The sequence below is a fragment of the Planomicrobium sp. MB-3u-38 genome (genome assembly GCF_002836425.1).
Taxonomy (GTDB): Bacteria; Bacillota; Bacilli; order Bacillales_A; family Planococcaceae; genus Planococcus; species Planococcus okeanokoites.
Window position 1 is genome coordinate 55,076 of record NZ_PJBO01000034.1, and the last position, 13,237, is coordinate 68,312.

Below are 13,237 nucleotides of genomic sequence, written 5' to 3' on the forward strand. Positions count from 1 at the left end.
CGCCCTCCTTGCAGATTATTTGAAACTATACCCTTTTCTCGCTAATACTTCTTTAATATCCGGACGGTGCGGTTTATTCAAGAAGTTGGCCATTTGCTGCGACCAAGTCGCCGTCTTCTGATTGGAACCGCGGCTGCCGTAATATTCCTCTATGCTCTTGTCGTATTCAGGCAAAATCGTTTCGTATTTCTTCTCATCATAATCATTTTCATGAAGAATCGCTTCCACCGGCAAGCGCGGTTTCACGCCATTGCTTTCATTCGGTATGCCGACCGTCAAACCGTAGACAGGGAACACGCCTTCCGGCAAACCGACCAGCTCGCTGATGGCTTCCATATTATTGCGGACGCCGCCGATATAGCAGATGCCGTAGCCTTTCGATTCCGCTGCAAGTGCCAAATTTTGTGCCAGTAAACCTACATCCGTCACAGCGACCAGCAGGTTTTCAGCCTGGTCGAATACAATCGATTCCCCTTGCATTTCAACGGCATGTTTCAAACGGTTGTAATCCGCGCACATCAGGAACACCGCACCGGCGCCTTCCATTTGCTTCGGATTTTTCGAGAGCTCACCAAGCTTCCGGCGTTTCTCCGGATCTGTCACCCAAACCACTGAATAAGCCTGGACAAAATGTGAAGTTGCCGCGTATTGCGCCGCTCCGATCAGCTCTTCCACTTCTTCTCTTGTTAATTGTTTTTCTTTATAATCACGCACTGAAGCATGCGATTTCATCAATTCGATCACCATATGTATTCCTCCTTAACATTATTGCTTCTATCGTACCAAATTCTTTCCGAGGATACTGTTCCAACGATTTTTGATAAAATAAAATCTATAAGAGGTGATGGATAGTGAAAAACGCAAAAACCGCATTTACAATACTTTTTCTTTTACTGCTTGGCGGTTTTTTGTTTATTTGGATTCAGCGGGAAATTGAGTTCCGTGAAGAACTGGAATCCAGGCCATTGCCTGATTCTCTCCATCCTATAGTAGCTGAAAAGAGCCGTGAACTGGTGGATGCCGCCGAAGAGATCGGCATCGATATCGTCATCACAGACGGCTTCCGTTCGTTCGAGGAACAGGACGCCCTCCACCAGCAGGGGCGGACATCAGACGGCAATATCGTAACTTACGCGGAGCCCGGCGAATCTTATCATAATTACGGGTTGGCCATCGATTTCGCTTTGAAGCTCGATGACGGTTCAGTCGTCTGGGATATTGAACGCGACGATAACGGCAACAGCCGGTCCGATTGGTTCGAAGTGGCGGAAATCGGCAAAGAGCTCGGCTTTGACTGGGGCGGGGATTGGAACCGCTTCAAGGATTACCCCCATCTTGAAATGCCTTTCGGATTATCGATTCGCGAGCTGCAGAAAGGCTGGCGTCCGGAAGATACGATGGAAAAATGAGTGTAACTCTTTTCCCCGCCACTACGTCTTCTTCAGTAAAGAGGGGTGACGTCTCAATGAAAAGACTTTTACATTTCCTGTTGCTGCTGTTAACCCTGCTGCTTACTGCATGTGGAACAGCGGAAGAACCTGCAAATGGAGATTCATCTGCAAGTGTTGAGTACTATACAGTCAAAGCCACCGAAGCTGAAGCAACCGAAGGAGATTTCATTTACCGCCTGGTTTCTGAAAAAGAAGAATACGCGAGCGGTGGTCCTGTCGAGCTTTATGCTGAACTGGAATATATCGGCGATCTGGAGACCATCGACATTTTCCATGCCGCTTCCCCTTTCTACTTTCCCATGGAAGAAAAGACACGTAGTTATGAAATACATTACGGAATGGAAGAACCTTTGATAACGACAACCCTGACGAAAGGGGAGCCTCTTCGTGAACAGTATTCCGGCAGCGGAGGCTATAGCGCCGAGGAGGACAGTGCTTATATCGAGTTCACTAAAAATATAATCGATATGCAATTTCCTGAAGGCTATTATGTAGTCGATGGCTATACCGACTTTTACACAGAAAATTCCGCTACCGCACAAACCAAATATGAAATGCATGCTGAAGTTGATTTCAAGGTATTAGACTAACAGTTAGAAGCGCGCTCCCAGCCGGGAGCGCGCTTTTACTTTTATTCCACTACATTTCCTGCCTCAAAGCCTGAATAACATCAATCTGCGTCGCTTTTCGTGCCGGGCGCCAGCCTGATACCATCGCCACCCCGATGCTGATAGCGGAGGCGATTACGACCAATTGCCACGGGATTGTCGAGATGACAATCGATATTCCGGCAGCATCCTCTTCTCCCAGCGAACTCAAAATAATGATCGGTACCAGCCAGTTCGCAAGCACACTGATGCCATATGAAATAATCACCGCCAATGCCGTTCCGATCAGGCCGATTGCCGCACTTTCCATGAGGAATAATTTACGGATCAGTTTTGGTTGTGCACCAATCGCTTTCATGACTCCAATTTCACGTGTACGTTCTGTCACTGCCATCGTCATTGTATTGAAAATACCGATGGAAGCGATCAGAACCGCAATGGTGCCTACAAAAATGAGACCGGCTTTCAATGCGGTAAAGAAGACATTCATCGTCCCTAACTCTTCCGTTACGGAATAGACGTAAAAACCGTCTTCTTTCAAAGCATCTGTGATTCCCCCGACATTCTGCAATTCGTCAGCATAAACCAGGATATTCTTAAAGCCTTTCTCCAGTCCCAATTCTTCATTGAATATCGGCACCCATGAACTGTCTGCATAAATAGCAACATCTGTCATCCATTCCTTTGCCGGTTCTTTGGCAATGCCCGTTACGACAAACTCCCACGTTGACGATTCCGTTCTTTCTTCGCCTTCATTCAAAAATGGCGTCAATTCCAATTCAACAGTCTGGCCAATGAGGCTGCCGGCAAATCCCTCGACCTCTTCGCCGTTCGCTTCCTTTTCCATTTCCGCTTCTGTCAGCAATCGTTCGGCCATATGATAGCCTACTACGACTTCTCCAGCTTTAGCCGGCATCTTCCCTTCAGAAAGAGCAAAGCCCGCTTTTTGTTCTTCTTCCATACTGGATAGCACAACTTGCGAATATGTACTGCGATTGCCAATCATAATTTCCGCTTCCGCTTCAGGCTGGTTGCGCTCCACCACCGCTATGACATGTTCCATCCCTTTGATCTGCTGAAGTTCAGCATCTGGTATGTCGGCCGGAGCAAGTTCTGTGTCCCCATCCGTTTTACCGGCAACTTCAATTTGTGTCACCATATTATTATCCAGGACATCATCCGTGATGGTCTGGTGCAGCCCAAAACCGACGGAGGCCAGGACGATCAGAAAAGCGCAGCCCATTGTCGCAGCCAGAATCGTTGTAGCGACGCGCAGTTTATTGCGTTTCATATGCTGTCTGATAAAGTCGATCTGATCTTTAAACTGCATGGCGCTGCTCCCCTTTCACTAATTCGCCGTCGTGCAGACGGTATTGACGGTCAGCCACCGCTGCCACTTCTTCGTCGTGTGTGATGATGACGAACGTCAAACCCAGTTTTTTATTCAACGATTGAATCAGCAATAAAATCTCTTTTTCCGTTTCCGAATCCAAACTTCCGGTCGGCTCATCAGCCAGGATGATCGGCGCATCCGTTATTAATGCTCTTGCAATACTGACCCGCTGCTGCTGTCCGCCGGAAAGTTCGTTCGGATAATGGCCGGCCACTTCTTCGAGCCCCACTTTCTCAAGCAGTTTCTGTACTTTCATTTTGCGTTCCGTTTCTGCCATCCCTTTTATTTTCAATGGCAATTCAACGTTTTCGAAAGCATTCAATCCGGGCATCAACTGGAAATTCTGAAAGATGAAACCGAAATTCGCCAAGCGGAAGCTCGCTTGTTCCGCTTCCTTCAGAGCCGCTGTTTCCTGGCCGTTGACCACGACAGAGCCTTTTTCCGGAGACATGAAGCCCGCCAGTATGTGGAGCAAAGTCGATTTTCCCGAGCCGCTTTTACCGAGGATAGCGACAATTTCCCCTTTTCCTATTTCCAGTGTGACACCTTTTAACACTGGCACATGCCGTTCGTTCCCTTTTTTACCGATTTTAAAATGATGCTGTAAATCCTTTATTTTTATCATTCTTTATTCCCCTTTCCCTGATAACATTAGTATAGGAATAAAATCTTAATAATTATGAAGCAGGTTTATGAAGATTTCCTTAAGATGCTGTGTGAAAGCGCCGCTGCTTGGGTATTCTTATATATATGCACTTATAATCAGCGCTATACTTAACCGTACGGACGATTCATAAATTGGGGTATTCCCTGCAAATCAGCAGGACCGGAAAGGAGGTCATACATGAATCAATTCGCTATTATTATTCCAGCATACAAACCAGATCAAAAATGTCTGAATACCGTCGAGAAAATCATCGACACCGGCTTCGACCGGGTCATCATCGTTGATGACGGCAGCGGAACAGAATACAAACATATTTTCAATTCACTCGAAACATTTGAAGAAGTGACAATCCTAAAACACGCCGTCAATAAAGGAAAGGGCCGCGCCTTGAAAACCGCTTTCCAATACATACTCACCAATCAATTTCCTCTCCAAGCCGTCATAACTGCGGATGCGGATGGCCAGCATCTGGCGAGTGATATGTTGAAATTGTCTGAACAACTGCTGGAAACGCCAGATAAAGTTGTACTTGGCGCCCGTGATTTCAGTAAAAAGGAAATTCCGTTCAGGAGCCGGTTCGGCAATCGCTTTACGCGATTATTGTTCAGGCTGTCGACCGGCACCGTCCTCACTGATACACAAACCGGTTTAAGGGGCATTCCGGTTAAATATCTGCCGCAATTATTGGAGGTCAAAGGTGAACGTTTTGAATACGAAATGAATATGCTTGCCTCTTTGCGGAAAAATGAGGTCGAGGTAACAGAAGTAACGATTGAAACCGTTTATATCGACGACAATAAGTCGTCGCATTTCAACCCTTTGCGTGACTCCTATCATATTTATAAGATTTTCATTTTCTATGGTTTATCAGGCGGAGCTTCTTTTGTGCTCGATATCGGCTTATATTGGATATTCATCCAGCTGCTGCGGGAACCTGCCCCCATTCTTTTCATCATCATGGCAACAATTGCAGCACGAATCCTGTCCTCCTTATTCAATTACTACATCAACCGGAATAAAGTCTTTAAGCAGGGATCCAGGAAATCATTGATCCGTTATTTCGCTTTAGCCGCATTCATCATGCTCACTTCAGCCGGTTCTGTACATTTGTTATACGCAGAATGGCTTGGACGCGGAGAAGTGATTTTAAAAATACTGGTGGATACAATCCTCTTTATATTCGGATTTGTAGCTCAGCGTGCCTGGGTGTTCCGTAAGGAATGAGTTGACAGTTTCCATATCCCCGGACAGAAAAGAACTTTTCTGTCCGGGTTTTTTACGACTCAACAAATCGACAGGAAAGTTTGCTGAATGAAGCCCATTTTTTACATTATTAGGCTATACTTGAAATATAAATTCAAGTAAAGGTGTGAAGGGTATGTCAAATGTCGATCAATTTTCTTCATATATCTCTGAAAACGCCCATTCCATTTCAAGAGAAATAGTCGAATATGTGGCAGACCACTGCAAGCCGTTGATATCAGACGAAGAAAAAGAGATGGCTTTATCCATGTATGTAAAGCTTTTGGGCTTTTACAGCGAATCGCTGAAAAACAAAGACGAAAACTTTATACCAGACCATTTAATCGAATGGAGTAAAAACAACGCTCAAATGCAAGTAAGCAATGGTGGAAAACTTTCTGATATCATTGTGCGCTATCCCCTGACCCGCGATGTAGCTACAGAAATAGTGATCCGCATAAGCCTTGAAATCGGCCTTACTACCGTTGATACAGCGACTGTATTAAAAGGGATCAACCAGATACTTGATGTCAGCCTTAACGAAACTGTCTTTGCATTCGAACAGCTGTCCGAACAAGCGAAACAGGAATTGCAGGAAGAACTGATTTCATTATCAGCCCCAATCGTCCCTGTCCACGATGAAGTGGTAGTCATCCCTTTGATCGGTTATATTGACGAAGACAGAGCCGCTTTCATCATGGACTCGGTGATTCCTCAGATTGCCGAGATGAATGTCGATTATGTGATTCTGGATTTCTCCGGTGTGATGACCATTAATGGGCATGTCGCGGAATCACTTCACCAGATTGGCAGCGTCTTTCGGATAATGGGGATAAATATCATCATTACCGGTCTGCGTCCCGAGCTCGTGCAAGTCGCCATCAGCAGCAATATCAGAATTTCATCCGCCTATGCTTTCAGCACTGTCAAACAGGCGCTTGAAAACATCGGAAAATAATAGAGATTGATCAGCTTCTCCTAACAGGAGGAGCTTTTTATTATTTTTTTACTTTTTGAAGAATCTTTAATTGAGCGGAACAGAACAAGATGCTATACTCAAACAGCAAAAGTTTTTAATGCCGACAAAAACTATAAGAATTAGGGGAGATAAATCATGAAGAAATCACTTTTATTTATTTTGATGTTGCTTGGAGCAGTTCTTATACTTGCTGCATGCGGAGATTCATCAGAGGACACCACTACTGAAGAGAACCCGGAAACTGCCGGTTCTTCCGAAGATTTATTGGCGAAAGTACAAGAAGAAGGCAAATTGGTTATTGGGACTGAAGGAACTTACCCTCCATTCACTTTCCACGACGATTCTGGCGAATTGACAGGCTTCGATGTTGAAATAGCACGTGAAGTGGCTGAACGCCTTGGCGTTGAAGCGGAATTCCTTGAAACACAATGGGATGGAATGTTCGCAGGTCTCGATTCCGGAAGATTCGATATGGTGGCAAACCAAGTCGGTATCCGCGAAGACCGCCTGGAAAGCTATGATTTTTCAGATCCATACATCACTTCAGCAGCTGTTTTGGTAACTAAAGAAGATGAAACAGAAATTACATCATTTGAGGATTTGGAAGGCAAAACATCAGCCCAGTCACTGACCAGCAACTATGCCGATATTGCAAAAGAATACGGTGCTGAACTGACAGGTGTTGAAGGATTCAACCAAGCCATCGAATTATTGGTATCAGATCGTGTCGATGCAACAGTAAACGACAAAATTTCTGTGCTGGACTTCATGAATCAGCGTCCGGATGCACCAATCCAAATTGCTGATGAATCAGATGAAGCTTCACAAAGCGGACTGCAATTCAGAAAAGACAGCGGCGCAATCGTAGATGAAGTGAACAAAGCACTTGCAGATATGATCGAAGACGGCACGTACGACGAAATTTCACAGAAATGGTTTGGCGAAAATGTACTTGAATAGTATTTTCACAAATCCCGAGAGATTGGAACGGTTACTGGACATTGCCCAGTCATCGTTCCTTCCTTTGTTGGAGGGAGCTATCCAGTACACGATTCCTTTGACTTTGATTTCATTTACAATAGGACTTATTTTGGCTACATTGACGGCATTGGCACGAATATCCACTGTAAAATTCTTTCAGATCATCGCGCGGATTTACGTTTCCATCATCCGGGGCACACCTCTATTGGTTCAATTATCCATTCTGTTCTACGGCCTTCCGACAGTCGGCATTACACTGGAGCCTTTCACGGCAGCCATTCTCGGATTTTCGCTGAACGTTGGAGCCTATGCTTCCGAAGTCATACGGGCGGCGATCCTGTCGATTCCGAAAGGCCAATGGGAAGCCGCCAATACAATCGGCATGTCCTACAGCCAGGCCTTGAAGCGGATTATCCTTCCCCAGGCGTCGCGCGTATCCATTCCACCGCTGTCGAACACATTCATCAGTTTGGTAAAAGATACGTCTCTTGCTTCTTTCATCCTTGTGACAGAGATGTTCCGCCGTGCACAGGAAATTGCCGCTTTCAACTACGAATTCCTGCTGCTGTATTCACAGGCCGGCCTTCTTTACTGGATTTTCTGTTTCCTTCTGTCATTGGTACAGGGACGCCTGGAGAATCGTTTTGACCGTTATGTATCGAAAGCTTAATGTATGTACCCAATAAATTCAGAAAGGAGACTCCTATGATTGCCATAAATAACCTGCATAAAAGCTTCGGGGACCTCGAAGTTTTGAAAGGCATAGACCTCAACGTAGAAAAGGGCCAGGCTGTCGTTGTCATCGGTCCTTCGGGTTCCGGCAAGACAACATTTCTTCGCTGCCTGAATATCCTGGAAACGCCTACCGCTGGAACAGTGGCGATTGACGGCCATATGGCTGATTTCTCGAAATCTTTGCCCAAGAAACAGATAATGGAATTCAGAAAACAATCCGCTATGGTGTTTCAGCATTATAACCTCTTTCCACATATGACCGCCTTGGAAAATGTCATGGAAGGCCCTGTCACCGTCCAGAAAATCGACCGTGCGGAAGCACGTGCGAAAGCGGAAGAATTGCTGACAAAAGTCGGTCTGAAAGAAAAAATGAATGAATATCCTTTCCAGCTTTCCGGCGGCCAGCAGCAGCGTGTCGGCATTGCCCGAGCGTTGGCGCTCGAGCCGAAAGTGATGCTGTTTGATGAACCGACTTCAGCGCTCGATCCGGAACTCGTCGGAGAAGTGCTGCAAGTAATGAAAGAATTGGCTCTCGAAGGCATGACGATGGTCGTTGTCACGCACGAAATGCGCTTTGCTAAAGGCGTGGCGGATGAAGTCCTGTTCATGGATGCGGGCCGCATCATTGAGCGCGGCACGCCACAGCAGATCTTCGACCACCCGAAAGAAGATCGGACAAAACAATTTTTGAACCTCATCCAAAATGCCGATACCATCTAAATACAGAAAGACAAAAAGAACCAGGTCCCGTTTGGGGGCCTGGTTCTCAAATTTGGTGAGAAACGTCACCTGCTGCTGCACTTTATCTCAATGGTAACGTATGAATATCCTTCTCACAAAACCAAAATAATTAGACTACTTCTTTATAGAAAGCGATTCTGAGATATGAAGCAAAACAGCGAAGACTCCCAGGTGGATAGGGGGAAAAACCGTGCTCCTGCATCGCTCCGCTGCTTCGTCGCAAAGACTTGTCCTCGCTAGCTTCGGCCAATGTCTTCGAAGCTGTTTTGCGCAATATCGATTGTTTACATTTATCTTTTTCTCAACGAACTGAAGAACCAGGTTCCCGCTACGGAAACCTGGTTCTCTTTTTCTTATTAAATGTTAATCGTAACTTCCGCGCCTTCGCGCAGTTCAGCCACTAATGCCTGAACCGCTTCGTTCTCTTTTTGCTGCAGAAGCTGTGCTTCCAGCTCTGTTTTGATGTCTTCAAGCGGCGGCACTTCTTCGCCGCCCATTTCTTCCTGCTGTGCTTTCACTTGATCATAGAACTCCTGAAGTTCTTCTTCTGAAACTTCAGTGTCTCCTGTTTCTTCAGCAATCAATTTATCCACTTTCACTTGTGAAGCAACTTGTTCTCTGACTTCTTCCTCCGAAAGATCCTGCTCTTCAAGAGCAGCTAAAAACTCTTCCGATGACGCCATGCCATTCTGTTCTGCCAAAGTAGTCAAGGTTTCATCGACTTCTTCTTCAGAAGCTTCGATTCCGCGGTTTTCCGTTTCCTGAACCAGCAGCTTCTGGCTGACCAGACTTTCGGCAATCTGCTCTTTCAATTGCGCCTGATCAACTTCCTGACCGGACATTTGTGCCTGCATAGCCATTTGCTGGAACTGGCCGACGTATGCCGTTTCAAACTCCTCTTTTCCGATCTCTTCACCGTTTACTTCAGCGACAACATCAGGAACGCCTTCCAAATCAGGTTCCGGCATTTCCGGCTGTTCAGCCGTTTCACCATTTTCTTCAGCTGCCTGCTCTTCTGTTGCTTGTTCCTCTGTTGCTGTTTCTTCTTCATTTGTATTTTCATCCGCATTGCCGCATGCCGCCGTCACAAGGACTGAAGCACCGATCAATAGGCTCAAAAGCATTTTCTTAGTCAAAATTCATTCCCCTTTCAATCATAATGGACGTAATTGTATCACATACAGGCTCTAAGTAAACTGAAAACCCTTGTGACCACTATGCTTTGAGGGGCGAACGATTATCGGGTACATACTTTTCCTTACTTGTCAGTCCCCATGCGCCCAGGCAATCCGCGGATCTATTTTACGGGACATCCTGATCATGAAAGGTTCAAATCCAAGCTGCGGCCAGAAATAGGAAGCAATTTGGTTCGGTGTATGCCAATCCGCGTAGAGGTAATCGAAACCTTCTTTTTTCATTTCTTCAAAACAATGATTGGCAAGTACACGGCCAATTCCTTTGCCCCGCATGTCGGGGTTAGTGGAGGCTGCCGGCAATACCGCACAATTTGGCGGCGCAGACAGGCTGGTCCCGTCTTCTTTCCGGAAATACACATGGAAACCGGCAACGCGTTCACCCAGTTCCGCGATCCATAGAAATGCCTCTTTATCTTCAGACAAATCCATATAGCTTTGTTTGATATTTTCCATCGTTTCTTTAGTAATCGGATGCCAGGAGGGAGCAGCAGCTTGATGGATGCTGTTCCATAGGGCCACTTTCTTAAGCAAAGGAGCATCTATCCGGCCGCCTCTGCGGATTGCCACTTTATCGTGTTCAAGATTTTCTGGCGCTTCAAAATCCTTTAATTGGAGGATTGCGTATTTCTGTTCATAACTGAAGCCCTGCTCGAGCCATTGTTCCACCAAAGCCTGTTCTCCGAGCGGAATCATCATGACATGCGTGAAGTAGCCATGCTGTATCCATTCGGCTCCGGCATCCGCATACAGCAGCCGCAGCAGGCTCGGATGCTCCTTATCACTGATTGCGACAGATTCATAGTTCATCAGTATATAACGTCCACGATCGGTATCTTCCTTGAATTCATAGAGCAGGTAGCCGATGACATCAATTCCACGCACAGCCACAATTCCGCTGACAAAAGGTTTATCAAGCTCTTTACGGATTACATTTTCAGCCTCATCGATTTCTTCAAATATCTGCGGCAAATATGGGAAGACCCTCCGTTCTTTCTCATGCCTTTTTGCCAATAAAGCCGACATCTGTCGAATGTGAATTTCTTCGACTCCCACAAATTGAATCATAGCCCCCACTCCTCTTATTGAAGTTTCACTTCCAGCACCAGATATTGACCTGCCTCTATCACTTCACCGAAAACCGCCGGAACCGCTTCGACGAAGATCGGTCCATCAACTATGACTGTATGGAATTCCCCTTCTTCACCACAGGCATCGATTCCGAGAGCCTCCAGCTCTTCAATCAATTCCAGCGTAAACTCCCTGCCAAGGAATTTCGGATCCATTCTCGCTGTATCCACCACCGTTATCACGGCTTTGAATCCTTCCGCAATCAATTCCTCCAGCAGATTCCTTCGAGGTTCCCCCCAAAGCGGATGGCTGACTTCGATATCCGCTTCCTTACTGACTTTCTGCACCCAGGCCCTGTGATCTTCCAGATCGATATCACCATATACGCCCATATCGATGCCTTCGCTTTTAAAATTCTTTAAAAGGCTGATGAATTCCTTCTCATAATTATTCCAGTCTGCCTTACCGATTCTTAACGGCAGTCCCATCCGTTCTGCCTGCGCTTCCATAATCTCGAGCGGCAGGCCGTGCGATCTCGATTTTGATCCATCTTCCTCGAACATTGTCAGTAAAGCCACCGGCACATTGCCATCCAGCACAGCCCGGTAATATGCGAGCGCAGAATCCTTGCCACCGCTCCATGACATCACAAAAGTTTTTTGCATAATGCACCTCTTCCGTAAATTCTTACCTGTTAATAAACTTCGACAATCGCGGAATAAACCCTTTCCACATCGCATAAACATAAAAAGCGGCCGGAAAAGATTCCGGCCACCCCAATTTCTACTTATTTCCCAACCATGTTTTCCGGTTTAACCCATTCGTCGAATTGCTCAGCTGTCAGATGTCCGCTCTTCACAGCAGATTCTTTCAATGTTGAGCCTTCGTTGTGGGCCTGTTTTGCAATTGCCGCCGCTTTTTCGTAACCGATATGCGGGTTCAATGAAGTCACGAGCATCAATGAATTATTCACATGGTTTTGGATAACATCAAGGTTCGCTTCGATGCCCACTGCGCAGTGGTCGTTAAAGCTGACAAGGCTGTCTGCCAGCAAACGGACCGATTGCAGGAAGTTATAGGCGATGACCGGTTTAAACACGTTCAATTCGAAATTCCCCTGGCTGGCAGAGAAACCGATTGTCGCGTCATTACCCATCACCTGTGCCGCAACCATCGTCAACGCTTCACTTTGTGTCGGGTTAACTTTCCCAGGCATGATGGAGCTTCCTGGCTCGTTAGCTGGAATCGTAATTTCACCGATGCCGCTGCGTGGTCCGCTTGCCAACCAGCGTACGTCGTTGGCGATTTTCATCGCGTCTGCCGCAAGCGCTTTGATGGCTCCGTGCGCATAAACCATTTCATCATGGCTTGTCAGAGCGTGGAATTTATTTTCAGCTGAAGTGAACTCGGAACCAACCGCTTCCGCGATGAATTCTGCCACGTAACCGCCGAATTTCGGATCTGCGTTGATGCCGGTTCCGACCGCAGTACCACCGATAGCCAATTCGCGCATATAATTGACGCTTTCGCTGATCATGCGCTCACTTTTCTCGAGCATATGTTTCCAGCCGCTGATTTCCTGGCCCAATGTCAACGGTGTCGCATCCTGAAGATGCGTACGGCCGATTTTGATGATGTCATCGAATTTCTCCGATTTCTCAGCCAACGTGGCTTTCAATTTCTGAACAGCAGGGATCAATGTTTCGGTTACAGCCAATACGCCCGCAACGTGCATTGCCGTCGGATAAGTGTCGTTTGAACTTTGGGACATGTTTACATCATCGTTTGGATGAAGTTTTTCTTCGGAATTCTGTTCCGCTAAAATTTCGTTTCCGCGGCGTGCCAGAACTTCATTCATGTTCATATTCGACTGCGTTCCGCTTCCTGTCTGCCAAACTACCAATGGGAAATGATCGTTCCATTTGCCCTCGATTACTTCGTTGGCTGCAGTTTCGATCGCTTTCATCTTCGCATCAGAAAGTTTTCCAAGTTTATGGTTAGCTTTCGCTGTCGCTTTTTTCAATTGGGCAAACGCAATTACCACTTCATGCGGCATACGCTCAGTACCGATTGCAAAGTTCTGAACACTGCGCTGTGTCTGAGCTCCCCACATTTTGTCGGCTTCAACCTGAATTTCACCAATGGTGTCTTTCTCTGTACGATATTGCATTCCATT

Annotated in this window: 14 protein-coding genes; 7 read left to right on the plus strand and 7 right to left on the minus strand. The window is 46.3% G+C overall.

Translation table 11 applies throughout. The features are described from left to right. Positions 1-15: 15 nt before the first annotated feature. Positions 16-747 carry an oxygen-insensitive NADPH nitroreductase gene (nfsA, locus tag CXF70_RS07710; protein ID WP_101802154.1) on the minus strand — a complete coding sequence of 244 codons (732 nt, stop codon included), beginning with the start codon at positions 745-747 and terminating at the stop codon, positions 16-18. A 104-nt stretch (positions 748-851) separates the two neighbouring features. On the opposite strand from nfsA, the gene CXF70_RS07715 reads away from it, so the two are divergent. Both CXF70_RS07715 and CXF70_RS07720 read left to right on the plus strand, forming a co-directional pair. Further along, positions 852-1,409, plus strand: coding sequence for a M15 family metallopeptidase (locus tag CXF70_RS07715; RefSeq protein WP_084243128.1), 558 nt, complete (start codon positions 852-854; stop codon positions 1,407-1,409). A gap of 56 nt (positions 1,410-1,465) precedes the next feature. Further along, on the plus strand, positions 1,466-2,041 hold the full coding sequence (locus tag CXF70_RS07720; RefSeq protein ID WP_101802155.1) for a hypothetical protein: 576 nt from the start codon (positions 1,466-1,468) through the stop codon (positions 2,039-2,041). Between the two features lie 49 nt (positions 2,042-2,090). Here CXF70_RS07720 and CXF70_RS07725 read toward each other — a convergent pair whose 3' ends face one another. Together CXF70_RS07725 and CXF70_RS07730 are read right to left on the minus strand one after the other, a co-directional pair. Further along, positions 2,091-3,389: an ABC transporter permease gene (locus tag CXF70_RS07725; protein ID WP_101802156.1), complete on the minus strand. Its 1,299-nt coding sequence runs from the start codon at positions 3,387-3,389 to the stop codon at positions 2,091-2,093. After that, positions 3,379-4,077, minus strand: coding sequence for an ABC transporter ATP-binding protein (locus CXF70_RS07730; RefSeq protein ID WP_101802157.1), 699 nt, complete (start codon positions 4,075-4,077; stop codon positions 3,379-3,381). Before CXF70_RS07730 ends, CXF70_RS07725 begins: the two co-directional genes overlap by 11 nt. Before the next feature lie 219 nt (positions 4,078-4,296). On the opposite strand from CXF70_RS07730, the gene CXF70_RS07735 reads away from it, so the two are divergent. The 5 genes from CXF70_RS07735 to CXF70_RS07755 all read left to right on the plus strand — a co-directional run bounded on the left by CXF70_RS07735 (position 4,297) and on the right by CXF70_RS07755 (position 8,776). Further along, a complete protein-coding gene (locus CXF70_RS07735; RefSeq protein ID WP_101802158.1) occupies positions 4,297-5,343 on the plus strand; it encodes a bifunctional glycosyltransferase family 2/GtrA family protein in 1,047 nt (348 codons plus the stop codon). A 154-nt stretch (positions 5,344-5,497) separates the two neighbouring features. Further along, positions 5,498-6,319, plus strand: coding sequence for an STAS domain-containing protein (locus tag CXF70_RS07740; protein WP_101802159.1), 822 nt, complete (start codon positions 5,498-5,500; stop codon positions 6,317-6,319). Positions 6,320-6,475: 156 nt separating this feature from the next. Continuing rightward, positions 6,476-7,300 (plus strand): amino acid ABC transporter substrate-binding protein, encoded by an 825-nt coding sequence (locus CXF70_RS07745; RefSeq protein ID WP_101802160.1) that lies wholly within the window; start codon positions 6,476-6,478, stop codon positions 7,298-7,300. Continuing rightward, on the plus strand, positions 7,287-7,991 hold the full coding sequence (locus CXF70_RS07750; RefSeq protein ID WP_084243135.1) for an amino acid ABC transporter permease: 705 nt from the start codon (positions 7,287-7,289) through the stop codon (positions 7,989-7,991). Before CXF70_RS07745 ends, CXF70_RS07750 begins: the two co-directional genes overlap by 14 nt. 35 nt (positions 7,992-8,026) lie before the next feature. Further along, positions 8,027-8,776 (plus strand): amino acid ABC transporter ATP-binding protein, encoded by a 750-nt coding sequence (locus CXF70_RS07755; RefSeq protein WP_101802161.1) that lies wholly within the window; start codon positions 8,027-8,029, stop codon positions 8,774-8,776. A gap of 377 nt (positions 8,777-9,153) precedes the next feature. Here CXF70_RS07755 and CXF70_RS07760 read toward each other — a convergent pair whose 3' ends face one another. From CXF70_RS07760 to fumC, 4 genes are all read right to left on the minus strand, one after another. Next, the gene (locus CXF70_RS07760; RefSeq protein ID WP_101802162.1) at positions 9,154-9,933 is read right to left on the minus strand and encodes a SurA N-terminal domain-containing protein; all 780 of its coding nucleotides are present in this window, start codon (positions 9,931-9,933) and stop codon (positions 9,154-9,156) included. Positions 9,934-10,062: 129 nt separating this feature from the next. Next, positions 10,063-11,058, minus strand: a complete 996-nt coding sequence (locus CXF70_RS07765) for a GNAT family N-acetyltransferase (protein WP_101802163.1) — start codon at positions 11,056-11,058, stop codon at positions 10,063-10,065. A 14-nt stretch (positions 11,059-11,072) separates the two neighbouring features. Further along, positions 11,073-11,726: a Dph6-related ATP pyrophosphatase gene (locus CXF70_RS07770; RefSeq protein WP_101802164.1), complete on the minus strand. Its 654-nt coding sequence runs from the start codon at positions 11,724-11,726 to the stop codon at positions 11,073-11,075. Between the two features lie 122 nt (positions 11,727-11,848). Further along, on the minus strand, positions 11,849-13,231 hold the full coding sequence (gene fumC, locus CXF70_RS07775) for a class II fumarate hydratase (RefSeq protein ID WP_101802165.1): 1,383 nt from the start codon (positions 13,229-13,231) through the stop codon (positions 11,849-11,851). Positions 13,232-13,237: the final 6 nt, after the last annotated feature.